The following is a 24,786-nucleotide window of genomic DNA, read 5'->3' as shown; positions in this document are numbered from 1 at the left end:
GGCTCCGGCTTATTTCTGTGTCGCCAGCTGCCAGAGAACACCCGCACGTGTGCCAGAGCGACAATAGCTGAATACTGGTCCTGGCAGTGTATTCAGGGCTTCCTGCATTTCGATAACAGCATCGGAAGAGGGAGCCACACCTGACATCACAGGAATAGCATAAAAAGACAGGCCTGCCTGTGTGGCCGCGTTTGCAATAGTTTCAGCTGAAGGCTGGCCTGGATCTTCGTTGTCGGGACGTGTGCAGATGATGCTTTTAAAGCCTGCAGCACGAATAGCTGGCACGTCATCAGGTGAGATCTGAGGGGCAACTGCAAAATCCTCAGAAAGTTTTTTGTAGTGTGACATAAACAAAGCTCCGTATAAAAACTGAACTGGCCTGTATGGAGGGTGCCTGAAGAGTATGCCTCACAGGCACTGGCAGGGCATATTTATGGACCTTATTACAAGGCACGACAATAACCATATCTTTCTGGTGTCTGATGTGCAGGCACCGGGGTTGTGTTGTACCCGAAAGTTCTGTGTTATAATGCCATCGATCCGAAAGAACAGCGTGACCAGTTTCGCCACCGTTGATTGTGGCGTGCATGCAGGAGGCTGAAAGACCGCAAATGACGAACAATGACAAGGCCGGCAGTGATGTTGTCCCTCTGGCTCTGAGCACTCAGGATCTGGGCGAGCTGGAGCATGCCCTGACACAGGTTGAGGCCGGGAAAGGTGTACTTGTGCGCCTTGCTGACCTGATGGGCGGAGCTGTCGGCCATGCCGCGCGTCTTGGCCTGCGTGGACTTGGTATGGCCCCTGGTATGGAGCAGAAGCTGCGTGCTCTGGCAGAAAGTGCTGTGACCCGTGCGTTTGATATTGCTGTTGTCGGGCTGCGCTCCGGTAGTGATGCCGTGGCGGGTGATGAGCAAAGCTGGCGTAAACCGGTAACGCAGGCTGCAGTTGCAGTTTCGGGAGCTGTCGGTGGCTTTACAGGTCTGGCTGGCCTTGCCCCCGATATTGCTTTTACAACTCTGACAATTATGCGCGAGATTGCACATATTGCCCGTGAAGAGGGTGAAGATCTGTCGCAGGAAGATGCTCGTGCTGCCTGTCTGGAAGTTTTTGCGCTGAGAGCCTTCCCTAATGTGCGCGACGGGGATGAAAATGAACTGGGCTATTTCTCGGCACGGGCGTTGTTACGTGGTCGCCCGGTTGTTATGCTGATCGCTGAAGTAGCTTCACATTATGGTCTGGCTCTGGGGCAAAAGGTCTCTTTGCAGCTTATGCCTGTTGCTGGTGCGCTCTGTGGTGCATCCCTGAATACTGCTTTTCTGAATCATTACAGAGCACTCGCAAGAGCACATTTCACCATTCGTCGTCTTGAGCGTGAACATGGCCCTGTGGTGCGTGACACAGCTCTGGCACTGCGTGAGCAGGTTAAAAAATAAGCCCGCACTTAAAGCAGGAGCGCGTGACGTCATGCGCTCCTGCTTGAGAATTACCTGTCAGTCTTCCTGTATGAGCAGCGTGCCTGCCAGAGCCAGTATCATAAAGCCGCTCGATACAACTTCAGCTGTTACCTGATAATGCGGTGCAAAGAGTGACACCAGGCCACTCAGGCCAATGCCAATGACACAAAAAAGGCGCATTGTCATAACGGGTCTCTCCTTAATATGATTGCGGTCAGGCCGTTACGGGTGATGGTAAAGGCGTGCCCGCAGCAATAGCTGCTGCGTTATCAAGTGCCAGCATACACATAGCTGTGCGTGTTTCAATCGTTGCGCTGCCGGTATGCGGTGTCATGAAGACGTTTGGCAGGGCAAGAATGCGTGGGTCAGGATTAGGTTCATTCTGATATACGTCAAGACCTGCTCCTGCCAGCTGACCTGAACGAAGGGCATCAATCAGAGCCGTTTCATTAACAAGAGAGCCACGGGCCGCATTGACCAGAATACTCCCGCGCGGCAGTAAGCTCAGTGTACGGGCTGTAATGATGGGCTGGCCGTTTGATGATCCGGGCAGATGAAGCGAGAGAATATTACATTTTGGCAGCATCTCTTCGAGAGATGCATAATATGTGGCGCCTTCTTCCTGCGAGGGGTCCAGCTGACGGCGGTTGTGATACAACACATTCATTGAAAAGCCGCGTGCACGCTGTGCTACGGCCTGACCAATGCGCCCCATGCCAATAATGCCCAGAGTTTTACCGCTGACTCTGTGGCCAAGCATCTCATCCATTTCCAGAGAATGGCCCCAGCCTTTTTTCATAATGTTGTAGTATTCTGCCGCCCGGCGTGATGCTGCGATAATCAGCATCATGGTCAGGTCGGCATTGCAGTCAGTCAGCACGCCGGGTGTATTCGATACAGCAATACCACGCGCGTTAAGAGCGGCGACATCAAGGTGATCAAGGCCTACGCTAACGGTCGCAACCAGCTTGACGCAGTCTGGCAGGGCTGCAACATCATCGCCTTTTAAAGGTGTGTGATGTGTTACAAGTAAGGCCTGCGCCTGAAAACTATGTGCCAGTTCAATCAGCTCTGCGGTGTTGAGCGGATGAGCTGGTGCCGCAGGTGCTGAAAATTCAGACAGGATTCGTCGCTCTGCAGCGTCGAGCAGACGAACTGAGCGGATAAGACGAGGTTTTTCAGCAGACATATTGACCCCTGACAGATAAGAAAGCGGTAAAATTATACCATATTATAGCAGTATGACCTGAGCAGGAGATCATGGAATGGGCTCAGAATAAAAGGAAGGGTCATCCTGCGTTGAAAAATAAAATTTTTAGTGACCGTCCTGCAAAGGAATTAACAGTTAAATTATAAAGGAGCTCTGATGTGTCCAGACAGGTTCTGACACCTGAGATTATGCTGCGTGCTTATGCTGCAGGTTTTTTCCCTATGGCTGACAGTGCACAAGGGGACGAGCTGGCATGGTATGACCCTGACCCACGCGGAGTTTTACCGCTGGAGACATTTCATCTGCCACGCCGTCTGATGCGTACGGTGCTTTCAGATACCTTTGATGTCACTGTTGATCAGGATTTTCCCGGCGTGATGAGAGGATGTGCTGCTCCGGCACCCGGGCGCGAAGAGACCTGGATTAATGCAGAAATTTTTCGTCTGTTTTGTGCTCTGCACGATCAGGGGTTTGCTCATAGTGTAGAATGCCGCAGGGATGGCCGGCTTGTGGGCGGCTTGTATGGTGTTGCTCTGGGTGGTGCTTTTTTTGGTGAGAGCATGTTCAGCCGTGAGCGGGATGCCTCAAAAGTTGCTCTGGTGCACCTGGTCGCGCGGTTACAGATTTCTGGCTTTATTGTGCTTGATACACAATTTGGCACAGAACATCTGGCGCGTTTTGGCGGGCTTGAGATCCCTGCCGCTGATTATAAGGCGACTTTGTCGGGTGCTGTCCATATGTCGCCATGTTGGCGTAGTAATATCCCTCAAGAGGAATTACGAAACACAATTCGTGCGTTGCGTGGCACCGCAGTGTAAGATGAAAAAACGAGGATCGTTATGATACGTCGCCTGTCAGGCTGTAAATTTTTTCTGCCAACTGTGGCGGCATGTTTTCTGACAAGTCTGAATATTGTGAGCTGTGATATGTGGAGAGCCCGCGCTGTGGGAGCAGAGGCTGCTTCGCAGGAGCATCCGCCTCTTACACCTGCTCGTGATGCAACAATTGATTACGTTTTTCAGCCCCGCCCTCCGGCTGGTATGTCTGAGGCTGAGAAAAATACGGTTCCGCCACTGACAGACCGTCATGTGCAGCTTTTGTTTTCAGGTGATGGCGGGCTGATGCGCATTCGCTACCTTCAGGACAGCAAGGGTGATGAGGAGCGTGGTTCGGTTATTATGAACCGTAGTGCGCAGGAAATTATTATTACGCTGGATGCCCGTAAAATCTACACGCGCCTTGTACAGCAGGAAGCGATCAGAAATCCATTTTTTCTTGATTTATCAATGAAATTTACTCGTCAGGGGCAGGATGTTATCGCGGGGCAGCCCTGCACATTATGGGGAGTTGTCTCAACGCAGGGTAAGAGTAAGGTCTGCGTGACAGCAGATGGTCTTATTCTTGACTATGAAGGGGTTGATGTTGACGGCCTTAATGGTCACCTTAAGGCTGAAAAAATATCTTACGATCCTGTTCCTGCAAGTGCTTTTGAGCCGCCTGCTGGTTTTCATGAGTTTGTACCGCATAGAGGTAATGCTGAAGCAAGCGGAGGTGAAGGGGGCGGTGAGCCATCATCTCCGGACAGTTCAGCCGGCAGCGCAGGTATAACAGGCACCGGGCCGGGTGCGACAGGGTCAGAGGCTGCGTCAGAGACAGGAGAAAGAGAGGGGCAATGAGGCAGGTATCTGGTCAGGTTATAGCAGGCCTTGGGGTTTTGCTGGGCAGCATGTTTTCTGTTGCAGCATATGCACAGACGCCTGCAGTTGCGTCGTCTGCTGCTGCAGGAAAGCATGAGGCTGTATGTGACCAGAATGCGCCGTGCATTACGCCTGGCACTGATGTTGACATAGATTATGAGTTAACGTCTCCGCAAAACGGAAGCCTGCTTAAGCAGCGGATGCGCTGGCAGGTTGCCACGCTGCGTCAGCGTATTGACCCTGAGGGGAACGCACTTTTCATGCTAACCTCCTGGCCTGATCATACTCTGACAGTGGTGGATCTGGTGCGTCATACTCAGAGTGTTATGCCTGCTCCGTCACATGAGCTGACCCCTCCGGGACATCCGGCGATGATGGGGCATTATGCACGTCTTGGTTCTTCAGTTGTCGCTGGTGAGCATTGTACGCTCTGGCGCACAAAAGATTCAGATGGCTTTGTCACGGATGCCTGTTATACGGCCGATGGCTTACTGCTTCAGGTTTCGCGCAAACAAAAAATTATGGTTCAGGCTGTAAGAGTAGACCGCGCGGCTCAACCTGATAGTATCTTCAGAGTGCCGGAGGGGTTTAGTAAGGTCGCCCCTGCTACGCCGTAAGAATTTTTGAATATATGCCTTTGTTTGGGTAGGGTGCGTAAGAACGCGTAGCAGGGCTGGATTGTACGATGGGGAAGTTTACCAGGTTATTGCCCTGGACCGGGGTAGTGGCGTTGTTGTGTTTTTCATATGCCTCTGCTCAGACCGGTCATGATTATGCTGCCGGCCTTGGTGTCGTACAACAGGTGCCTAAAGGGCAGGGTGGAGTAAGTATTTGTGTTGCGTCGCCTGCTGGGGCAAAAGGTTTCCCTCTTATCATTCCTGCCGGTACAATATTTGCAGACGCAATATCCGACTACACTCCGGGTCAGGCATTTATTACAACACAGACTGTGGTGCTCACTGCTGACAGACCCTGTGACGTCGCCGATGCCTCTTCTGTCGTATCACATACGCGCCACTGGCTGACACCGCAGGTTCTTCCGCAGTTTGATACGCTGTTTCAGCCTGTGGGTGAAACAAGTGGCAATGGTGTTGATACAGGCTTTGAAGAGGAAGATATAGGTTTCCGCAGGCTTATTGCTTCAGGCGCTGTTACGGCGCATGTTCTTGATCGCCTGCATGATACAATTTATCTCACAGAAAGTAATGCCGACATAGAAGATCCGGATGCCCCTCCTGTTCCGTAAGGCATAATTTTAGTCAGGGAGAACCGCCCGCAGCGCGCCGGGTAACAGGATGGCATACGGGTTAACGTGGAAATCAGGGTTTTTAAGTTTCCCGGACAGTGAAAATGTTACTGCCAGCAGGCCGCCATTTTTTTCAGGGCTGAATAATTGTCCGATAGCCGGTATTTTACCAAGCAGACTGTTCAGGGCAAATAGCGGTACAACCGTACCATCAATATCCAGTGTACCCTGCTTCAGATTAATGTCTCCTTTCATCGTCGCCCCCAGTGCACCGTTACCAGCATTGGCATCATGAATATTGATAATGCCATCTGATAACGACACGGGCACCGAAAGGTGCGTAATTGCAAATGAAGAGGCCTTTTTACTATTAATCCAGCCATAGAGAGAGATGTTTCTCGCTGCGAGAACGATACCTGGTACTTTAGTTACTGAAAATGTGCTGACATTAATAACACCATCAAAAGGTGCTGCCGGCAAAGCGTCGTTAAATGTCCCTTCCAGGGTCGCATGTCCGCCCTCGACATCAGGAATAATGTTAAAGGCTTTGAGAAAACCACCGGCATCAGGGATATTCACAGATAAATGCCGGTTTTTAGGTGCGGGGGTCATCTGAATTGTAATGGGAGAGGGAGCTTTCATGGTGAAAAGCATTTTCTCAAGCCGCAGGCCATTATGAAAAAAACGAGCGTTAATGCTGTGCAGAGCAGGCTTGGTCTCATTATAAATCAGTGAGTCAGCCTGCAGATTTATTCTCCACGCATTCCCCGGAGGGCCATGTAATTTCCCATTCGCTGCTGTGGGGATAGAATATCCATCATTTTCTTTCTTTTTTGTATCAGGAGAAGAAGATGGCGCGGAGGCAAAAGCTGAGTCCAGCAGGGGGGAAAGATCCAGCTGTGAAGCAACAACGCTGACATCAATCGTTTTGTCTCTGGACAGAAAAGGAAGAGACAGTTCAGCGTGTCCTGAGGAACGCCCTATATGGAAAGAGGATACAACCAGCCTGGATGCTGTCTGAGAGCGCAGATTAATCTGCCCGCGAATATTCAGATCAGGTCCGTCCCCGGCGAGTTTATCGACACTGACCATATGACCATCAGCCATATTGAGTGTGGCAGAGAGTGTGGCAGGCTGCCCTGCGGCTTTATGCCACATGGGAATGAAGATGTTTGCATGTTTCAGGTCAAGGTTGAGGCTGACGATGGCGTGTTTATTAAAAAAACGCGTATAATCAACTTTCAGGTTAGCCATGCCCTCGAAATGGTTTCCCGTTACAACGCCCGCAGCCAGAGCAGAATCTGGTGTGATATGTGCATTCAGGTGGAGTGTTTCAGCAATATCAGTCGGGCTGCCAGGTACAAAATTCATCATGTAGGAAACGTCAGATGGCTGCTCACCAGCCAGTGCGTGCCCTGACAGGCTGAGTTTTTTTGTTGTGGCTTCGAGTTTAAACTGACCATCATTGACGGAGTGATGCAGCACAACGTTCTCAAGATGTACGTGTGACAGAGCTGCTCTGGCATCAACGATAAGCTGATCGGCTGTAATGTGACTTTCCAGAGGAAGACCCAGCATCAGCGAGATATCTGCACTGCCTGACGGGTGGCTGAAACTGAGCGGGTGGCGCGAGAGGAGGTGCATACGTGGCTCAGACAGCAGAGACAAAATATCCTGCACCTTGCCGTGCATACTGGCATTGATCACGCTCGTCTGATCTTTTTGATCAAGCCCGTTGATGACCATTGTACCGGAGTTAATTGTGATGCGTCCTGTTCCGGTTGTTGCCAGCGCTGCATTTTTGAGCGTTGCGATCTGGTAGCCCTGGGTAAACGTAATAGTGATGCTTTTAAGGTTATTAATTGCCAGATGTGCACTAACATCATGAAAAGGCGAAACCGGACGCAGCCAGTGAACAGTTAGCCCTGTGCCATCGACCCCGCCGTCAATATGTTTGACTTTCAGGGCACTCCAGCCGGTTTTGCTTTGTAAATCCAGAGAGACATGCAGGTTTCGGGCTGTGCCTGATGTAATATTTTTCATTACCCACAGGCGTCCGCCTTTGGCCGCACGTATAGGCCAGTAGTTACCTATCTGCGCAAATTGTAAGCCGGGGATAGAAAGCGTTGCTCCGCCTGACAGGCCTGTGGGACTTAACAGGTCGGAAATATCAAAATAACCCTGACCTGTGACCGTAAGGCCCTGATCGGGCTGGTCAGGTGCGGCAGGGTTAAGGAGGTTAAGGGTCAGTTCTTTTAATTTTAGTTTTGCTCCGACTGCGCTGGCTGAGTGATGAAGCAGGTCAGCATGCAGTGTGGCGGTACCGTGCGTGAGAAGATAAGGTAGTTTCTTTACTTCTATCGTGCCTGCACCAATATCAGTCGTCAGGTCAACTGCACCAGGTACTAGCCAGATGCTGTGCTTAACAGGTGAGAGAGTGATATCAGCACCCAGACTTACGGTGTTGTTAATCTGGGTCAGTTCTGGTGCAAGTGAAGCAAATGCCGAAGGACGGACCGGTGTGAGAGCAATATGCCATTTTGCATTATTATTTTTGGTAACAACGCCGCCTGCGTTTATAGCCAGGTGTGTCTGAGGTGTATCCTGACTGGTAATCTGTAAGGAGAGTGAACCGGTTACAGCGTTTTTTCCGTGCAGGGTTTGGACATTCAGATCGGCTTCTGCTGGGGAGAGTGTCCACCGTGTGTTTGTTTTATTGTCGTCGAGCTTAATAACAGTATCATGAAGCCTTACATGCCGGATGCTGCTGAAGCTGAATGAGTGTGAATGTTTTTTATTATGATGGTGTGTGCTGTTCGGTGCCCCGGTCAGGTTAATATCACCATCCGGTGTGCGGCTGAGATTCAGATGCGCACCTGTAACGGCAAGAGTATGTAATCTGATCTGACCATGTATTAATGATAGCGGGCTAAGTGTCGCTTCAGCCTCTTTAATAGTGTCGGCCGGTGCTGTCGGGGCACCGGGGATGAGACTGATGTTATAAATTTTAAGTCTGAGTGGAATGGCAAAACCATCGTGCAGGCTGTTCCACCTCAGCTCAATTCTGCCAAAGTCAAGGGTGGTTTTATTTTCAGGATGTGCTTTATCTTTTTGTAAGACCACAGGCAGAAAAGGTCTGGCCAGTGGTGTTATATTCAAAGGTTTAAAGAGCATATAGCACAGCAGGCTGGCCACTGCGCAGACCGGAGTAAGCAGGACAACAAGCGCTGTAACAAGCAGCGCAAAACGTAATTTTTTCTTTGCGGGACGAGGCAGGTCTTGACCAGTTGAAGTCAACGCAGCAACCCTTTGTTCTTCTCCAGGATGGTCATATGATACAACCCGCTCCACAAATTCTGTTTCATGATATCCGTCAGTTGCGTGGTTCCAGCGTCTGGCCCGATGCCAGGTGGCCGGCGGCAGCTGAACCGCAGGCCGCGGACCACTTTTGCACAGACATGGCTGATGCCCTGCGTGAGGCTGGTTATCAGGCTGTCCTTGATCAGCCGGGTGTCATGGCTTTGCTTGCCTGTCTTGGTGGCAACAGCCCCTACCTGTCTGATCTTGCCTTCCAGGATATCACATTCTTTGTGGCACTGATGCGGCAGGGGCCGGCAGAAAGTGCGGCACATGTTTTTGCTGAGCTCGATGCCTGTGACATTACCCGTGAGCGAGAGCATATTGCGGCTGTTCTGCGTCAGGCTAAGAAACGTATTGCGCTTCTGGCCGCAGTTGCTGATCTGGGTGGCTTCTGGTCGCTTGAAAAAGTTACTCAGACGCTGAGCCGTCTTGCAGACATGACTCTGGAGGTTGCTCTCAGGCATTTATTACGCGCTGCCCACTATTCAGGTCAGATAGAATTGAAAAACCCGGAGCGTCCGACCTTCCGCTGTGGAATTTTTGTTCTGGCAATGGGAAAACACGGAGCACGTGAACTTAATTTCTCCTCTGATATTGACCTTATGGTGCTGTATGATCCGTCATTATACAAGCAATCAGACGGTGTAAGACGCATTTTTATTCGCATGACCGGCGATTTAGTCAGTCTGATGGAAGCGCGCGATGCAAATGGCTATGTTTTTCGTACTGATTTACGTCTGAGACCCGATCCGGGATCAACGCCGCCTGCTGTGTCTGTGCAGGCCGCGATGGTCTATTATGAAAGCCTGGGGCAGACATGGGAGCGGGCGGCTATGATAAAAGCGCGCCCTGTTGCTGGTGACCTGGCTCTGGGGCGGTCATTTCTGGATGGGCTTCGTCCTTTTGTCTGGCGGCGCCATCTCGATTTCGCTCTGATTGATGATATTCACATCATGAAGGCCCGTATAGACCACTACCGCAAAACCGGGCGGACGGACCTTGCCTCACAGCCTGACACAATGATGGCAGATGCACAGGCAGGTATCAGCTGGCTGCTCGGGCACAACCTGAAACTGGGGCAGGGCGGTATTCGCGAAATTGAGTTTATTGTTCAGGCGATGCAGCTCGTCTGGGGCGGGCGGGACCCCGCCTTGCGGGATAAAACAACATTTGGTGCGCTTAAAAAGCTTGTGCGTTCGGCTTATCTGCCGCGTGAAGAGGCAGAGACACTGGCTCGTACCTATCGTCTGCTGCGTGACGCTGAGCACCGTCTGCAAATGCGCTCAGACCAGCAGACGCATTCTTTGCCAGATAAGCGTGAGGCGTTTGAGGCGTTCGCTATCTTTATGAATTACTCAGATGCTGAGACAATGGTGCTCGATCTGTTGCCACGCATGCGTGAAACGCGCCGTATTTTTGAACGCCACTTTGTGACGCATTCAGGAAGTCCCGAAGCGGAGGATGCACGTTTTCTGGTTGTTGACCCGAACGATCAAAAAACGGTTGATTATCTCAACCAGCAGGGCTTCAGTGCTGATCAGGCTGTTGAGGCTGCCCAGATTCTGGCGCGCTGGCAGAAACATAGTATGAGGGCTTTGCGCTCAGAGCGTGCCCAGGCGTTGCTGCGTAAGCTGCTGCCTGCTCTGCTGGGCAGCTTTGTAACCCGTAGCAACCCTCTGGCATGTCTGCGGCGTTTTGACACGTTGCTGGCGCGTCAGCATGCAGGGGTGCAGCTGCTTTCTCTTTTTGAGAAAAACCTTGTTCTGATTGATCGCATTGCAGACATATTTGATGCCTCGGCTTTTCTTGCTGATCATCTTGCCGATACCCCTTCTGCTCTTGAGGGTATACTGGAGCCTGAGCCTGAATCCGGGCGTAATGTTCGCGAGCGCCTGCATCAGCTGGCCCGTGAAGCAGAAGATACTGAAATGCTCGTGACAATGCTTCGTCCGCTTCTGCGTGGTGAGGAGTTTCGTCTTTCTGTTGCTGTTCTTGAAGGGCGGATGGATGAAGATGAGGGAGAGCGTATCCGCACTATTCTCGCTGATGCGGTGATGATTGCTTTGTGGCGTGCTGTAGAGAAAGACCATACTCGCCGGTATGGTCGTGTTCCCGGCGGCAGCATGGCAGTCATTGCAATGGGTAAAGCAGGCTCTCGTGAAATGATGCCTGGTTCAGACCTTGATCTGCTATTAGTCTTTGATCACCCGGAGGAAGAGCTAAACAGCATTATTCCTGAACGGGCTGCGGCAGCAGCAGAGGGTGCATTTTATTCTGCCCCCCGGAGTGTGACGGTATCACAATATTACACGAGGCTGGCCCACGCCTTTATTGCAGCACTGACAGCCCCGGGACCAGAGGGGCCGCTTTATGCTGTTGATATGCGGCTGCGCCCGTCAGGTGCCGCTGGTCCGGTTGCGGTGTCACGTGCTGCTTTTATGCGTTATCACCGTGAACAGGCATGGACATGGGAGCGTATGGCTTTAACCCGTGCACGCATTATCACGGCACCTCCGGCCCTGCGTCGTGTTTTGCAGGAGGACCTGAACCATATTCTTGATGGTTCGGTAAAGGAAACGCCATTCAGTGCGGGGAGTGTGCTTGAAGATGCACGGAGCATGCGGGCCAGGCTTGAGCGGGATTTGCCCGCATCAAGCCCATGGGACGTTAAAAGGCGTTCCGGCGGATTGATGGAAGTCGAGTTTCTGGCTCAGAGTCTGCAGCTGGAGGCAGTTGATTCGTCGGTAAGAGATACATGCACGCGACGTGCTTTGACACAGCTTGGTCGGGCAGGCGTATTGTCGCACGATGATGTGACACTTTTGCTGAAGGCTGACCGTATCTGGCGGCGTCTGCAGTGTCTGCTACGTCTGTTGTGTGGACCTGTGCCGCCACAGGATCTGGAAAAGGAACTTTCAGCCGGTGCTCAGGCTGTGTTGCTGCGTGCTTTACAGATGGGTAGTTTGTCTGATGTGCTGAGTGAAACCAGCGAACTGGCACATGCTGTCAGAGCATGTTTTGAGCGTATTGCTGGCATTGTAGGTGAAGAAAGCAGTCAGTAACGTATAGTGTCAAAAAAGGAGAGTGTTATGTCGCAGACGTATGTTTTGAAAGAGGGAGATACAGCTCCCGACTTTTCGATGGATGCTACGAACGGCCGGCACGTTAGCCTTCAGGGCCTTAAAGGGCAGGCTTTTGTTCTGTATTTCTATCCGAAAGCTGATACGCCAGGATGCACGAAGGAAGCCTGCGCTTTTAACGATGCTTTGCAGGCTTTTGATAAAACCGGACTTAATATTATTGGCGTTTCGCGCGACCCGATGAAAAAGCTCGAAAGCTTTTCAGAAAAATACGGGCTGGCTTTTCCTCTGGCATCAGATGCAGATGGTCAGGTGACTGAAGCCTATGGTACCTGGGTCGAAAAGTCGCTTTATGGCAAAACATATATGGGTATAGAGCGCACAACTTTCCTGATTAATGCTGAAGGAAAAATTGCGCGCATATGGCATAAAGTTAAAGTTGACGGCCATGCCGATGCAGTTGTGGAGGCTGTTTCGGCACTGTAAGTGCTCTGGCTGTTTGCCTGAAAGCTTAATAAGCGCCCGGAGCGTAGTAAGAGCCGGGTGCATAATACCCGCCCGGAGCATAATAAACGGGGCGCGGTGGCGGCGGTGGCGCTACCGGTACCACTGGCACAGCGTAGACTGGCGGTGCTGGTGGAATATAAGCAACCGGTGGAGCCGGCTGAGCTACGGGAGTACCGATCGCCGCTCCGGCGAGAGCGCCGACAGCAAGCCCGCCAATCAGAGCACCGGCTATAGCGCCGCCATTGCTATGGTGATGGTGGCGATAGGCACCCGGGCCGGGACCTCCCCATCCACCGCCGGGAGGAGGGCCGCCCCGGCCATAAGGATAAGCATGTGCAGCTGGCACGGTCGTCATCAGAGTTCCGATGACAGCAGGAAGAGCAATTAAGAGCTTTGTAACAGACCGCATGAGAACACTCCCTGTTCAGCGTTGTAACTGTTCTATGCGTATAGAAAAGACCTGACTCATGGCTTTTTGAAGGCCTGATTCTGACAGCATTTGCCTTTGTTATGAACTCTTCAGTTTTCCGTATTTTCCGGGTGTGTGTCGATCTGACTCCCTGAGGGAAGTGTCAGAACCGTCAGGAAAGTGACAAACGCACAGGCCGAAACATATACAGCAAACCAGGATTCGTGGCCGATCTGGCGAAACCACAGGGCAATATATTCTGTCGTGCCACCAAAGACCGATACAGTGATGGCGTATGGCAGAGCAACGCCAAGGGCTCTGACCTGTGTCGGAAAAAGCTCGGCTTTAACAATGGCATTGATAGACGTGTAGCCTGAGGCGATGCTCAGGGCGAAAACGATAAGGAGGAAGGCAAGCCAGGGGGATTTGATTTCTGACAGCATTGAAAAAACGGGAAGTGTGCAAAGGCTTGCCATAACACCAAAATAGATAAGCAGGGGTTTACGGCCTATGCGGTCAGATAAGGCACCAAAGGCAGGTTGCAGAAGAGAGAATACGACAAGCGAAGCTGAGGAGATCAGAGTTGCTGTGTCTTTTGGAAAGCCTACCGTATTTGCAAGGTATTTTTGCATGTAAATTGTGTAGGTATAAAAAATGACCGTGCCGCCCAGCGTCATGCCACATACGGTCATAATAGCCCGTTTGTATTTCCAGAGTACCTTCAGGCCACCTTTTTCTTTCTTCTTGTGGCTGGATTTAAAGTTTTCACTTTCTTCCATGTTTCGCCGCATCCAGAAAATCAGCAGGCCGCCAACAGCGCCAAGAAAAAACGGCACGCGCCAGCCCCATGCGGAAATCTGCTCTGGTGTCAGAAAAACATATTGCATGAGCAGCAGGATAATAAGAGCCAGCAGTTGCCCCATCACCAGCGTGACGTAGAGAAAGCCTGACCAGAAGCCTTTGTTATGTGCAGATGACATTTCAGCCAGATAGGTGGCAGAAGCCCCGTATTCACCACCAAGGCTGAGCCCCTGAACGAGGCGGGCAATGAGCAGAACAGCAGGTGCCATAAGGCCGATCTGATCATAGGTAGGGCAGAAGGCTATAATAAGCGAACTGGCGCACATTGCTGTGACTGAAACAGTCAGGGCTGTTCGTCTGCCATAACGGTCAGCAGCAGAGCCAAGAAGCCAGCCCCCGACAGGGCGCATAAAAAAGCCAATGGCAAATACTGCAGCACTCTTTAAAAGTTCAGCGGTCTGATCCCCATGGGGAAAGAAAGCATGGGCAAAATAAATTGCGAAAGATGAATAAACGTACCAGTCATAATACTCCAGAAGGTTGCCGGCTGATCCCGCAATAATACCTCTTATGCGTTGCACTGTATTCATCACATACTGTTCCGTTTTAATCTCAGTAAATTTCAGGTGCCTGGTGGGATATTTTTTTATTTTCAAGCGCATTGCGCAGTTGTTGTTTGTCGAGACTGTTTTCCCATCGTGAAACAACAATCGCGGCGACAGCATTGCCAATCAGGTTTGTCAGTGACCGGCACTCTGACATGAAGCGATCAATACCTAAAATCAGCGCCATACCAGCAACGGGAACAGAAGGTACGACAGAAAGTGTTGCGGCAAGAGTAATAAATCCCGCACCAGTAACGCCGGCGGCTCCTTTTGAGCTGACCATAGCGACAAGCAAAAGAGCAACCTGCTCACCCAGGCCAAGATGAACATTTGTCGCCTGAGCGATGAACAGGGCAGATAAGGTCATGTAGATATTGGTGCCATCAAGGTTGAAGGAATACCCCATAGGCACGACCAGCCCCACAATACCCTGCGGACAGCCTGCATTTTCGAGTTTTGAGATCAGGCCGGGGAGGGCTGATTCAGATGAGCTGGTACCCAGAACAATTAACAGCTCTTCTTTAAGGTAACGCAGCAGACTGAAAATGTTAAAGCCCACCAGGCGGGCAACAACACCGAGAATGAGGACAATAAATAAAATAGCCGTCAGGTAGAAGGTGAGGATAAGCAGCACAAGGTTGCCAATAGAGCTGACGCCAAAACGACCAACTGTAAAAGCCATTGCCCCGAAAGCACCAACAGGAGCAGCGTACATCACCAGTCTGACGACGCCAAAGACCAGCTCGGTCAGACTTTTGAAAAAATCGAGTATTTTTTCGCCGGCTTTGCCCATTTGCGCGAGGCTGATCCCAAAAAGAATGGAAATGAGCAGCACCTGCAAAATTTCGCCTGACGTGAAGGCTCCCGCCGTTGTGGTGGGAATAATGTGCATCAGAAATTCGGTAAATGTGTGAGAGTGTGCCTCAGTAACAAATGATCTGATGCTGCTGGCATCAAGAGATGCCGGGTCGATGTTGAGGCCGCTGCCCGGGCGGACAACATTGGCCACAATCATGCCAATAATCAGTGCTAGCGTGGAAAAGAGCAGGAAATAGCTCATAGCTTTGCCGGCAACGCGCCCGGTTTGTTTCAGGTCTGCCATGCCGGCAATGCCGGTGCTGACCGTCAGAAAAATGACAGGGGCGATCACCATTTTGATGAGTTTAACAAATCCGTCACCCAGCGGCCGCAATGATGTGCCAAAACCGGGAAAAAAGTAGCCAACAACGATACCGGCTATCACAGCTGCGACAACCTGAAGGTAAAGCATTTTATGACGAGACGAAGACGGTGCCGAAAGAGCGGCGGGGTCAGGCAGATGCACGCGGAAAGTTCCTGTTGTGAATTGTTATTGTTGTTGAACGGTTCTGTGCCGGATGGTTCAGTATAATCTCTAAAAAAATCCCTGTCATTGCATGGTATCATTTCACGCGGAAATGTGTGTTAATTTCGTTGTGAGCGAATACGTTTGTTAAGGGTAATGAACTGTTCTGAGAAAAGGTACGTAAGTATCAGGTGTGGAGTAATTATGTCCTGCTTTTACAGGGAATATGAACGTAAGTTTAGGCCTGTTAAAGGTATTTTTATTTGCGTCATCACAGGATAGCTGTATGCGAGGGAAGGATGTCTGTTGTTTGTTAGTGATCATCTGAGGATAGGCGCGCAATGAATGAAATCGTCGTTACGGCGCTTAAAAAGCCATATACTTTTGTTGTGCTCTCTATTCTCATTGTTGTTTTTGGTATAAGGGGAATTTTCAAAACCCCTACTGACGTTTTTCCAAGTATTAACATCCCGGTTGTTGCAGTTGTCTGGACATATACCGGCTTAATGCCTGAAGATATGTCGGGTCGTGTCGTGTATTATTACGAGCGTGCGCTGACTGCTACCGTTAACAATATTGAGCACATAGAGAGTCAGTCCTATTACGGGCGTGGTATTGTTAAAATTTTCTTCCAGCCCGGAACAGATACTGCCGTTGCACAAACGCAGATTACTTCCGTCTCGCAGACTGTGATTAAGCAGATGCCGACGGGGTCAACGCCCCCATTGATTCTGACGTATAATGCGTCTTCGGTGCCGGTTATTACCCTTCAGGTTGCCTCAACCTCGATGACGGCGTCAGAAATTTACAATATGGCGTCAAACTATATCCGTCCGGCTCTGGTGTCGGTGGCGGGTGCAGCTATTCCCAATCCCTATGGTGGTCAGCCAGCCAATATAATGGTTGACCTCGACCCGATTAAGCTGCTGGCTCATAAGCTTTCGCCGGTTGACGTTTCAAAAGCTCTGGGTAGTCAGAATATTGTGCTGCCTGCAGGTGATCAGCGTATCGGGCCATTTGACTGGATGGTTCAGACTAACGCGTCCCCCCGTGAGCTTGATGAACTTAATATGATACCGATCAAGCAGGTCGGAAACGCTGTAGTGCGCCTGCAGGATGTTGCCTGGGTTCATTCAGGTGGTCCGCCTCAGACCAACCTGGTGCTTGTTAAAGGGCAGCAGGGTGTTCTGATCGTTATTATGAAAAGTGGTGATGCTTCTACGCTTGAGGTGGTTGCGGGTGTAAAGGCCCTGCTGCCGGGTATTGTCAAAACCCTGCCGCCGGGTGTCAGTATCAAAATCCTTAATGACGCCTCTACATTTGTGAAGGAATCTGTTCAGGATGTGTTGCGTGAAATGTTCACAGCAGCGTGTCTGACAGGTCTTGTGGTATTGCTGTTCCTCGGATCGTGGCGTTCGACAGTGATTATTGCCACGTCAATTCCGCTGGCAATGCTGTGCTCGATTATCTGCCTTGGCTGGGCCGGGCAGACCATTAACGTTATGACGCTTGGCGGTCTGGCGCTCGCGGTCGGTATTCTTGTCGATGATGCCACCGTGATGATTGAGAATATTGATGCGCATCTTGAAATGAATAAAGATCTGGAAACCGCTATTATCGACGCGGCTAACCAGATTGTTATTCCGACATTCGTTTCGACATTGTGTATTTGTATTGTGTGGACACCGCTGTTCCAGCTGACGGGGGTTGCCGGCTGGCTGTTTATGCCAATGGCTGAAGCCATTGTGTTTGCCATGATCGCCTCGTTCATTCTGTCCAGAACGCTGGTGCCAACTATGGCAAAGTTCATGCTGGCGGCTCAGGTTGAAGCCCACCGTGCACATGCGGGTGAAGCGCCGAAAACATTTTTCGGTCGTTTTCAGAAGGGCTTTGAGCGTCGTTTTGAAGCTTTTCGTCACGCCTATTACCGCCTGCTGAAATATCTGGTGAGTGTGCGTACCAGTTTTATACCGATCTTTGTTTTGTGCTCTGTGCTGTCAATGGGGCTTTTGCTGGCTGTCGGGCAGGACTTCTTCCCTGAAGTGAACTCTGACGCGCTGGCTATTCATATGCGTGCGCCGCTGGGCACAAGGCTGATGGAAGCCGGCAAAATTTCCGAGCTTATTAATCAGGAGATCGAGCGCACACTGCCTGGTCAGGTTGAGGGTATCGTTGATAACTGCGGTCTTCCCTTCAGTGCGCTGAACCAGGCATTTATCCCTACACCTACGGTTGGTACACAGGACTGTGACCTGACGGTATCACTGAAAAACTCTGAGGCCCCGGTCGCTGAGTATCGTCGTCTGATCCGTCGTAATCTTATGGAGAAATTTCCAGGTACACAAATTTCTTTCATGCCTGGTGATCTGACCTCAAAAATTCTGAATTTTGGTTTGCCATCACCTATTGATGTGCAGATCGTCGGTCGTAATCTGACGGATAATTTTAAGTTTGCTAACCGGCTGGCTGAGCGTTTGCGCCATGTTACAGGGCTGACGGATATTTCGGTGCAGCAGCCTATGACAACGCCTACACTGCGCATTAACGCACGGCGTACATATGCGCTTGGTACAGGGATTACGGAATCTGATGTCGCTAACAATGCGCTGGTGTCACTCTCAGGCAGTTCACAGGTCGGTCAGGTTTACTGGCTTGATGTTACGACTGGTGTCTCGCATCTGATTGATATTCAGACGCCGGCTGCATTTTTGCAGACCATGAATGACCTGGAGCTTACACCGGTTGATAAAGGTGACGGTAACCCTTCAGGTAAAAATATGCAGATTCTGGGGGGGCTGAGCCATATTGAGCAGACAGGCACCCCGGGTGAGGTTGCGCATTATAATATTATGCCCGTCTTTGATATTTATGCCTCAAATGAGGGAGTTGATCTGGGTAAAGCCTCGCGTGATGTCGAGCAGATTGTTGACCAGGAGCGGATCAATCTGCCTCATGGTTCGTCTCTTGTCGTGCGTGGGCAGGCAGTTACAATGAACAGTGCATATGTGCAGCTGATTGCTGGTCTGGCGATGTCCATTCTGCTGGTTTATCTGCTGATCGTTGTTAACTTTCAGTCATGGCTTGATCCGTTTATCATCATCATGGCCCTCCCGGGGGCGCTGGCTGGCATTTCATGGAGCCTGTTTCTCACGCATACAACATTGTCTGTGCCGGCTCTGACCGGGGCGATTATGTGCATGGGCACGGCCACCGCAAATGCTATTCTGGTTGTAGCGTTTGCCCGTGAAAGGCTTGATGAGCATGGTGATGCGGTTAAGGCTGCTCTCGAAGCCGGGTATGAGCGTATTCGCCCTGTGCTGATGACTGCACTGGCCATGATTATCGGTATGTTGCCGATGTCTATGAGTAATTCACAAAATGCGCCTTTAGGTAAAGCCGTTATGGGCGGGCTGATTGTTGCAACTGTTGCGACATTACTGTTCGTCCCCTGCGTTTTTGCCTTGTTACACAATCATAAAAAGACAGAGCTGAAGAGCGAGGGAGAGAGCTGATGAGTGCGCATGATCAGGGGCCGCACGGCAGGCATGACTCAAACCCGGGGCAGCATTCAGTTTCCCCTGCAAAACGCCGGCTCTGGGTGTTTGTTGTCGGGGGTGTTGCTGTGGGGCTGGTCGTTATCGGCCTTGTGCAGCGGCATATGCAGTATTCAAAACTGATTGATGAAACAATTCATCAGGCTGTGCCGGCTATACAGGTTATTTACCCGCAGGAGGGGCCGTCAGAGCGTACGTTGTCTCTGCCCGCTAATGTTTCGGCCTGGTATCAGGCTCCTATTTATGCCCAGGTCTCGGGCTACGTGAAAATGTGGTATAAGGACTTTGGTGCTGTTGTGAAGGCAGGTGACGTACTTGCCGAAATTAACACGCCAGGCCTTGATGCGCAGTATTCCGCAGCGCAGGCCCGGCTGAATGTTGCCAAAGCCCGGTATAAACTTGCTGAAATTACAGCTGCCCGCTGGAAGGCTCTTCAGGGTACGCAGGCCGTCTCACGTCAGGAGGTTGACGTGCAGGCCGCGAATGCTGCGGCTGAAAAAGCTGAGATGGAGGCCGCGGGCTTCGATGTCGAGCGCTTTGCTGCGCTGGAGAACTTTAAGCGTATTGTCGCCCCGTTTGATGGTGTCGTTACATCGCGTTTTGCTAACGTAGGTGACTATGTTAATGCCGGCCGCGGTGATGTGGATTCACAGGGGCAGGCGACAGAACTTTTCAGTGTTGCTGATGTGCATGCTATGCGTGTTTTTGTCGCTGTCCCGCAGGATTACGCTGATGTTATAGGGCCAGGCCTTCAGGCTGATCTGGTTCTGCCGCAGTATCCTGATAAAGTGTTTAAAGCAAAATATCTCACAGCAGCGACGGCGTTTAATTCTTCTACCCGTACCGTGACCACTGAGCTCACAATTGATAATAAAACCCGTGAACTGTGGCCTAATTCATATGCGACAGCGACATTCCGTGCCCCGGGAGATTCAAATATTCTGATCCTGCCGCTGGGTGCGCTTATTTTCCGCGCGGAGGGTACGCAGGTTGCGCTGGTTGATGATACCAACCATGTGCATCTTGTGAGCGTTACAGTGGGTACAAATCTTGGATCTACCCTGCAGATTTTACGCGGTGTTAAAAAGACCGATCGTGTCATTAATAATCCTTCTGCCGGCATTCTTGACGGTCAGGAGGTGCGTGTTGTTCAGGGCACGCCAGGGTATAATGCTCCTCCGGTTAAGCCCGTGGCGGCCTCCGCTGCAGCAAAGGCTAATGCGGCAAAGCAGACAGAAAATGTAAGAGCTCTGCCTGATGATAATGCACCAGTACCTGAAGCCGGAGGTCGTCAATGAAATGGGGCGGAAGGTCATATAAAATGATGCGGTGGGGGCTTGCTGCTCTGTCACTGACAACGGCTTTGTCTGGCTGTGACCTTGCTCCCCGTTATAAGCCTGAACCTCTGAAGCTGCCGGCAGGCTGGGGGGATGCGAAGTTTTTAACGGATGCCCGCCCGTCTGACGCAGCTCTTCGTTCTGACTGGTGGGTCATGTTTGGTGACCCGCAGCTGGATGAACTTGAGGCTCAGGCTATGCGCCTTAACCCTGATCTGCAGGCGCAGGCTGAGGCTTTTTTGCAGGCGCGTGACGCTGTTGCTGAGGCTAAATCGCATTTGTACCCGCAGCTCAATGGCAGTGCGAGTGCACAGAAAAACAAAAGCTCTCATCACAGGCTCTGGCGTGGTGGAACTGCCACCGGTCCTACCTATATGTCGTCTGAGCAATATTCAGCTGTGGCGACATGGGAGCCTGATTTCTGGTCGGCTATCCGTAACAGAACCCGGGTTGCCAAGCAGCGCGCGCAGGCTATAGCCGCAGATTATGCGCTGGCACGTCTCAGCCTTCAGGCTGAACTGGCCAGTGATTATGTTCTGTTGCGCGGGCTTGATGTGCAGGATGCGGTGTACAGGGATTCGATAGGTTACTATAAAACAGCGGTGCAGATTACTAAGCTGCGTCTTGTTGGTTCTATCGCTCCTGGTATGGATGTGTCACGTGCTGAGACGCAGCTTTTCACGACCCAGGCGCAGGAGACAGACATTCTCACTCAGCGTGAGATCGTTGAGCATGCTATAGCCGTACTTGTGAATAAGGCTCCGGCAACGTTTCATATTGCGCCGGTGAATAAGTTTGCTTTTGCTGATGTTGAACTACCCGTTGCCTTGCCTGCAACACTGCTGGAGCGTCGTCCCGATGTCGCCTCAGCTGAGCGGGGCATGGCCCAGGCGAACAGGGCGATTGGTATTTCAAGGGCTGCATTTTATCCTGATGTGTCATTTAACGCGATGACCGGATTTATGGATAACGGGTTTGATCTCGCGTCTCTGTCTAACTCTATGTACCAGTATGCTGTGCAGGCATTGCTACCTTTGTTTACCGGCGGGGCGCGGCGGGCTGAGCTGCAGCGTAGCTGGTCGCAGTATCGCCAGCAGGAAGATCTGTACAGAAGCGTTGTGCTGAGCGCTTTTCAGGAAGTGCAGGATAATCTTTCCAGGACAACGCGCCTGAAGGTGCAGCAGCAGCAGCAGAGTGGCGCGGTTAATGCCGCGTTGCGCACGCAGACGATGACAATGGCGCTTTATACAGGTGGCCTTACAAACTATCTGGATGCAGTGGTCGCGCAGATTGCAGCACTTGAGGCGCGTATTAAACTTGTGCAGGTTCAGACCCGGGCCTTTGATGCGCGTGTAGAGTTAATTCGTGCGCTGGGCGGGGGCTGGTCACGGAGCGAACTGCCTGGCTCTCATGAGCTGATGCCATTTGGCGTTTTGCAGTATGAAAAGCTTCATCACGCAACGCCCGTCGGCGGTATTGGCACGCAGACAGATGCACGCTCTGCTGATCTTACTGGTGAAAAAAAATAGCAGATTTGCTTGACCTGTTTTCAAAAAGCCGCTAAGGGCGGCACTCTCAACGGAACGTGGGAGGCTCGTGCGCGGTATGCGCTGAGCCGCTGACCACGGTTCGGGTTCAACGATAAGGAGTCCCGGATATGGCCAAAAAAGTTGTTGGCTACATCAAGCTTCAGATTCCTGCTGGTAAGGCTAATCCTTCACCGCCAGTAGGTCCAGCGCTCGGTCAGCGCGGTCTGAACATCATGCAGTTCTGTAAAGAGTTCAACGCCAAGACACAGGGTCTTGAGCCAGGTATGCCGATCCCGGTTGTTATTACAGCCTATGCAGACCGTACGTTCAGCTTTATTACAAAAACACCGCCAAACACATACTTCCTGCTGAAAGCTGCAAAGGTTTCAAAAGGTAGCCAGACTGTTGGTAAATCAGCCAACGTTGGTAAAGTGACGATGGCGCAGCTTCGTGAAATTGCGGAGCAGAAGTTTAAAGACATGAACGCTAATGACATCGATGGTGCAGTAAGCATGCTTGCTGGTTCTGCTCGTTCCATTGGTCTGACGGTGGAGGGCTGAGATTATGGCTAATAAGCGTCTCAAAGCTGCTCAGGCAAAAGTAAACGGCGATCAGGCTTATGGTCTGGATGAAGCTATTGCTCTCGTAAAAGGCAATGCAACAGCTAAGTTTGACGAAACAATTGAGATCTCCCTGAATCTGGGGATTGATCCGCGTCATGCTGATCAGATGGTCCGTGGTTTTGTTTCTCTGCCAAATGGCACAGGTAAAACGCTGCGCGTTGGTGTTTTTGCCCGTGGTGCAAAAGCAGAAGAAGCTCAGGCTGCCGGTGCTGACGTTGTCGGTGCAGAAGACCTGATGGAAAAAGTGCAGGCTGGCGAAATTGCTTTCGACCGCTGCATTGCAACGCCTGACATGATGGCTCTGGTTGGCCGTCTTGGTAAAATCCTCGGTCCACGTGGTCTGATGCCAAACCCAAAGCTGGGTACGGTTACCATGGACGTTAAAGGTGCTATTGAAGCTGTTAAAGCTGGTCAGGTTGAATACCGTGCTGAGAAAGCTGGTATTGTTCATGCTGGCGTTGGTAAAGCATCTTTTGATGCAGCGAAGCTTGCTGAAAACGTTCGTGCATTTGTTGATGCCGTTCAGAAAGCACGTCCGTCAGGCGCTAAAGGCACATACCTTAAGAAGGCAGGTCTGTCTTCTACAATGGGTCCTGGTGTCAGCCTTGATGTTTCAGCTTTCGCTGGCTGAGTAAAAGAATGACGTTGCGTCGGTATATCTGGCGTGACATCTCAGGGAAGCTGGTATATTCAGCTTCCTGACCTGTCCGAGACCGCATGTGGTTAGACCTTAATAGGCCCTGAGGCCTGCAGGTGGTAAGACGGGGATGCTGGTTGTCTATCGTTTTTTACGGTAGCTCCGGGATTCCGTTTAGAGGGCAGGCGAGCAGAGCTTTGCGGTGGTCGTAAAGCTCTATGGGCAACCCGTTCTGACTGAACATGTGTCAGGCGGAACAAGACGGAGACGGGATTTGAACCGTACGGAAAAGCGGGACTTCGTTGCTTCCCTCGCCACCGTGTTTGCCGAAACGTCAATGGTTGTGGTCACCGAAAATAAAGGTCTGACCGTAGCCGATGTGACTGATCTGCGACGCAAGGTGCGTGAAGTGGGTGCTTCGTACAAAGTCACGAAGAACCGGCTGACAAAACTCGCCCTGGCTGGTACCCAATTCGACGGAATCAGCTCGCTGCTGAAGGGTCCTACCGCGCTTGCGTGGTCAGAAGATCCGGTCGCTGTAGCGAAGGTGATCGTTGAGTTCGCCAAAACCAATGACAAGCTTGTGGTGCTTGGTGGATCACTTGGTTCTCAGGTCCTTGGGGCCGATGGAATCAAGGCTCTTGCTGAGCTGCCATCTCTGGATGTGCTGCGTGCACAGCTCGTGGGTCTTATCTCCACGCCTGCTACACGTATTGCTGGTGTCACTCAGGCACCGGCTGGCCAGCTTGCTCGGGTTTTTGGGGCCTATGCCAAAACGGGTGAGGCGGAAGCTGCCTGAAATTACACGCCGTCTGGTGTGTGATGTCTTTTTTCTGAAGTGTGGCCTCCCTCATGCTGAGGTCGCATTTTGTAAACCAGTATTTATATAGAGAGTCTAAATCTATGGCTGATCTTAACAAGATTGTTGACGAACTGTCAGCTCTGACCGTTCTCGAAGCTGCTGAACTGTCAAAACTCCTCGAAGAAAAATGGGGCGTTTCTGCTGCTGCTCCGGTTGCAGTTGCTGCTGCTGCTGCTGCTCCTGCCGCTGCTGCTGAAGAAAAAACAGAATTCGACGTAATTCTGACCAAAGCTGGCGACAAAAAAATTAACGTCATTAAAGAAATCCGTGGTATCACGGGTCTCGGTCTGAAAGAAGCTAAAGACCTGGTTGAAGGTGCTCCTAAAACCATTAAAGAAGGCGCTAACAAAGACGAAGCCGAAAAAATCAAGAAACTTCTTGAAGACAACGGCGCAAGCGTCGAAATTAAATAATTTCCTGTATTTTACTTTCTCTGAAAGTAAAGTAACTGGAAAAGACTTTCGGGTGGGGGCTTTGGCCTCTGCCCGTTTGCCTGTTCAGATCTTTATTGAGTCTGATTGGGTATGGTAGTTCTTTTTGTGGTAACACAA

21 protein-coding genes are annotated in these 24,786 nt (G+C 51.2%); 14 read left to right on the top strand and 7 right to left on the bottom strand.

Annotated features, from left to right (window positions below; translation table 11 throughout):
- Positions 1-9 precede the first annotated feature (9 nt).
- The gene (locus HK25_RS08305; RefSeq protein ID WP_086635904.1) at positions 10-348 is read right to left on the bottom strand and encodes a TIGR01244 family sulfur transferase; all 339 of its coding nucleotides are present in this window, start codon (positions 346-348) and stop codon (positions 10-12) included.
- Between the two features lie 263 nt (positions 349-611).
- Between HK25_RS08305 and HK25_RS08300 the strand changes: the two genes are divergently transcribed.
- The gene (locus HK25_RS08300; protein WP_369822923.1) at positions 612-1,433 is read left to right on the top strand and encodes an EcsC family protein; all 822 of its coding nucleotides are present in this window, start codon (positions 612-614) and stop codon (positions 1,431-1,433) included.
- 57 nt (positions 1,434-1,490) lie between these two features.
- Here HK25_RS08300 and HK25_RS12960 read toward each other — a convergent pair whose 3' ends face one another.
- Both HK25_RS12960 and HK25_RS08295 read right to left on the bottom strand, forming a co-directional pair.
- On the bottom strand, positions 1,491-1,640 hold the full coding sequence (locus HK25_RS12960; RefSeq protein WP_158092785.1) for a hypothetical protein: 150 nt from the start codon (positions 1,638-1,640) through the stop codon (positions 1,491-1,493).
- Positions 1,641-1,668: 28 nt separating this feature from the next.
- Entirely contained in the window at positions 1,669-2,643 is a 975-nt protein-coding gene (locus tag HK25_RS08295) for a D-glycerate dehydrogenase (RefSeq protein WP_086554420.1), read from the bottom strand.
- A gap of 209 nt (positions 2,644-2,852) precedes the next feature.
- Here HK25_RS08295 and aat point away from each other — a divergent pair, with 209 nt between their 5' ends.
- The 4 genes from aat (at position 2,853) to HK25_RS08275 (ending at position 5,607) form a co-directional block, all read left to right on the top strand.
- Positions 2,853-3,482 carry a leucyl/phenylalanyl-tRNA--protein transferase gene (gene aat / locus HK25_RS08290; protein WP_194299652.1) on the top strand — a complete coding sequence of 210 codons (630 nt, stop codon included), beginning with the start codon at positions 2,853-2,855 and terminating at the stop codon, positions 3,480-3,482.
- A 21-nt stretch (positions 3,483-3,503) separates the two neighbouring features.
- On the top strand, positions 3,504-4,340 hold the full coding sequence (locus HK25_RS08285) for a DUF4412 domain-containing protein (RefSeq protein ID WP_086635903.1): 837 nt from the start codon (positions 3,504-3,506) through the stop codon (positions 4,338-4,340).
- A complete protein-coding gene (locus tag HK25_RS08280; protein ID WP_086635902.1) occupies positions 4,337-4,978 on the top strand; it encodes a hypothetical protein in 642 nt (213 codons plus the stop codon). The genes HK25_RS08285 and HK25_RS08280 overlap by 4 nt, the downstream gene beginning before the upstream one ends.
- A 68-nt stretch (positions 4,979-5,046) precedes the next feature.
- Positions 5,047-5,607 carry a hypothetical protein gene (locus HK25_RS08275; RefSeq protein WP_143295980.1) on the top strand — a complete coding sequence of 187 codons (561 nt, stop codon included), beginning with the start codon at positions 5,047-5,049 and terminating at the stop codon, positions 5,605-5,607.
- A 9-nt stretch (positions 5,608-5,616) separates the two neighbouring features.
- Here the strand turns inward: HK25_RS08275 and HK25_RS08270 are convergent, their stop codons facing one another.
- Entirely contained in the window at positions 5,617-8,904 is a 3,288-nt protein-coding gene (locus tag HK25_RS08270) for an AsmA-like C-terminal region-containing protein (protein ID WP_086635900.1), read from the bottom strand.
- A gap of 38 nt (positions 8,905-8,942) precedes the next feature.
- Here HK25_RS08270 and HK25_RS08265 point away from each other — a divergent pair, with 38 nt between their 5' ends.
- Together HK25_RS08265 and bcp are read left to right on the top strand one after the other, a co-directional pair.
- Positions 8,943-12,029 (top strand): bifunctional [glutamine synthetase] adenylyltransferase/[glutamine synthetase]-adenylyl-L-tyrosine phosphorylase, encoded by a 3,087-nt coding sequence (locus HK25_RS08265; protein ID WP_369824739.1) that lies wholly within the window; start codon positions 8,943-8,945, stop codon positions 12,027-12,029.
- A gap of 27 nt (positions 12,030-12,056) precedes the next feature.
- Positions 12,057-12,533 (top strand): thioredoxin-dependent thiol peroxidase, encoded by a 477-nt coding sequence (bcp, locus tag HK25_RS08260; protein WP_086635899.1) that lies wholly within the window; start codon positions 12,057-12,059, stop codon positions 12,531-12,533.
- Between the two features lie 25 nt (positions 12,534-12,558).
- On the opposite strand, the gene HK25_RS08255 is transcribed toward bcp, so the two are convergent.
- The 3 genes from HK25_RS08255 to HK25_RS08245 form a co-directional block, all read right to left on the bottom strand.
- Positions 12,559-12,963 carry a hypothetical protein gene (locus HK25_RS08255; RefSeq protein WP_086554412.1) on the bottom strand — a complete coding sequence of 135 codons (405 nt, stop codon included), beginning with the start codon at positions 12,961-12,963 and terminating at the stop codon, positions 12,559-12,561.
- 110 nt (positions 12,964-13,073) lie between these two features.
- A complete protein-coding gene (locus HK25_RS08250) occupies positions 13,074-14,354 on the bottom strand; it encodes an MFS transporter (RefSeq protein WP_086554411.1) in 1,281 nt (426 codons plus the stop codon).
- Between the two features lie 22 nt (positions 14,355-14,376).
- The gene (locus tag HK25_RS08245; protein ID WP_086635928.1) at positions 14,377-15,639 is read right to left on the bottom strand and encodes a dicarboxylate/amino acid:cation symporter; all 1,263 of its coding nucleotides are present in this window, start codon (positions 15,637-15,639) and stop codon (positions 14,377-14,379) included.
- 395 nt (positions 15,640-16,034) lie between these two features.
- Between HK25_RS08245 and HK25_RS08240 the strand changes: the two genes are divergently transcribed.
- The 7 genes from HK25_RS08240 to rplL all read left to right on the top strand — a co-directional run bounded on the left by HK25_RS08240 (position 16,035) and on the right by rplL (position 24,648).
- Positions 16,035-19,205 (top strand): efflux RND transporter permease subunit, encoded by a 3,171-nt coding sequence (locus tag HK25_RS08240; RefSeq protein WP_086554410.1) that lies wholly within the window; start codon positions 16,035-16,037, stop codon positions 19,203-19,205.
- Positions 19,205-20,545, top strand: a complete 1,341-nt coding sequence (locus HK25_RS08235; protein ID WP_086554409.1) for an efflux RND transporter periplasmic adaptor subunit — start codon at positions 19,205-19,207, stop codon at positions 20,543-20,545. The genes HK25_RS08240 and HK25_RS08235 overlap by 1 nt, the downstream gene beginning before the upstream one ends.
- Before the next feature lie 23 nt (positions 20,546-20,568).
- On the top strand, positions 20,569-22,113 hold the full coding sequence (locus HK25_RS08230) for an efflux transporter outer membrane subunit (protein WP_233127752.1): 1,545 nt from the start codon (positions 20,569-20,571) through the stop codon (positions 22,111-22,113).
- 128 nt (positions 22,114-22,241) lie between these two features.
- Positions 22,242-22,673, top strand: coding sequence for a 50S ribosomal protein L11 (gene rplK / locus HK25_RS08225; RefSeq protein ID WP_086635897.1), 432 nt, complete (start codon positions 22,242-22,244; stop codon positions 22,671-22,673).
- A 4-nt stretch (positions 22,674-22,677) separates the two neighbouring features.
- Positions 22,678-23,367: a 50S ribosomal protein L1 gene (rplA, locus tag HK25_RS08220; protein ID WP_244980436.1), complete on the top strand. Its 690-nt coding sequence runs from the start codon at positions 22,678-22,680 to the stop codon at positions 23,365-23,367.
- A gap of 280 nt (positions 23,368-23,647) precedes the next feature.
- The gene (gene rplJ / locus HK25_RS08215) at positions 23,648-24,172 is read left to right on the top strand and encodes a 50S ribosomal protein L10 (RefSeq protein ID WP_086554405.1); all 525 of its coding nucleotides are present in this window, start codon (positions 23,648-23,650) and stop codon (positions 24,170-24,172) included.
- 104 nt (positions 24,173-24,276) lie between these two features.
- Positions 24,277-24,648, top strand: coding sequence for a 50S ribosomal protein L7/L12 (rplL, locus tag HK25_RS08210; protein WP_086554404.1), 372 nt, complete (start codon positions 24,277-24,279; stop codon positions 24,646-24,648).
- The last annotated feature ends 138 nt before the right edge of the window (positions 24,649-24,786 follow it).

The sequence above is a fragment of the Acetobacter sp. DsW_059 genome, from assembly GCF_002153695.1.
Lineage (GTDB): Bacteria > Pseudomonadota > Alphaproteobacteria > Acetobacterales > Acetobacteraceae > Acetobacter > Acetobacter thailandicus.
Note: the sequence above shows the minus strand (reverse complement) of the source record. Positions and strands in the feature narration are given on the sequence as shown.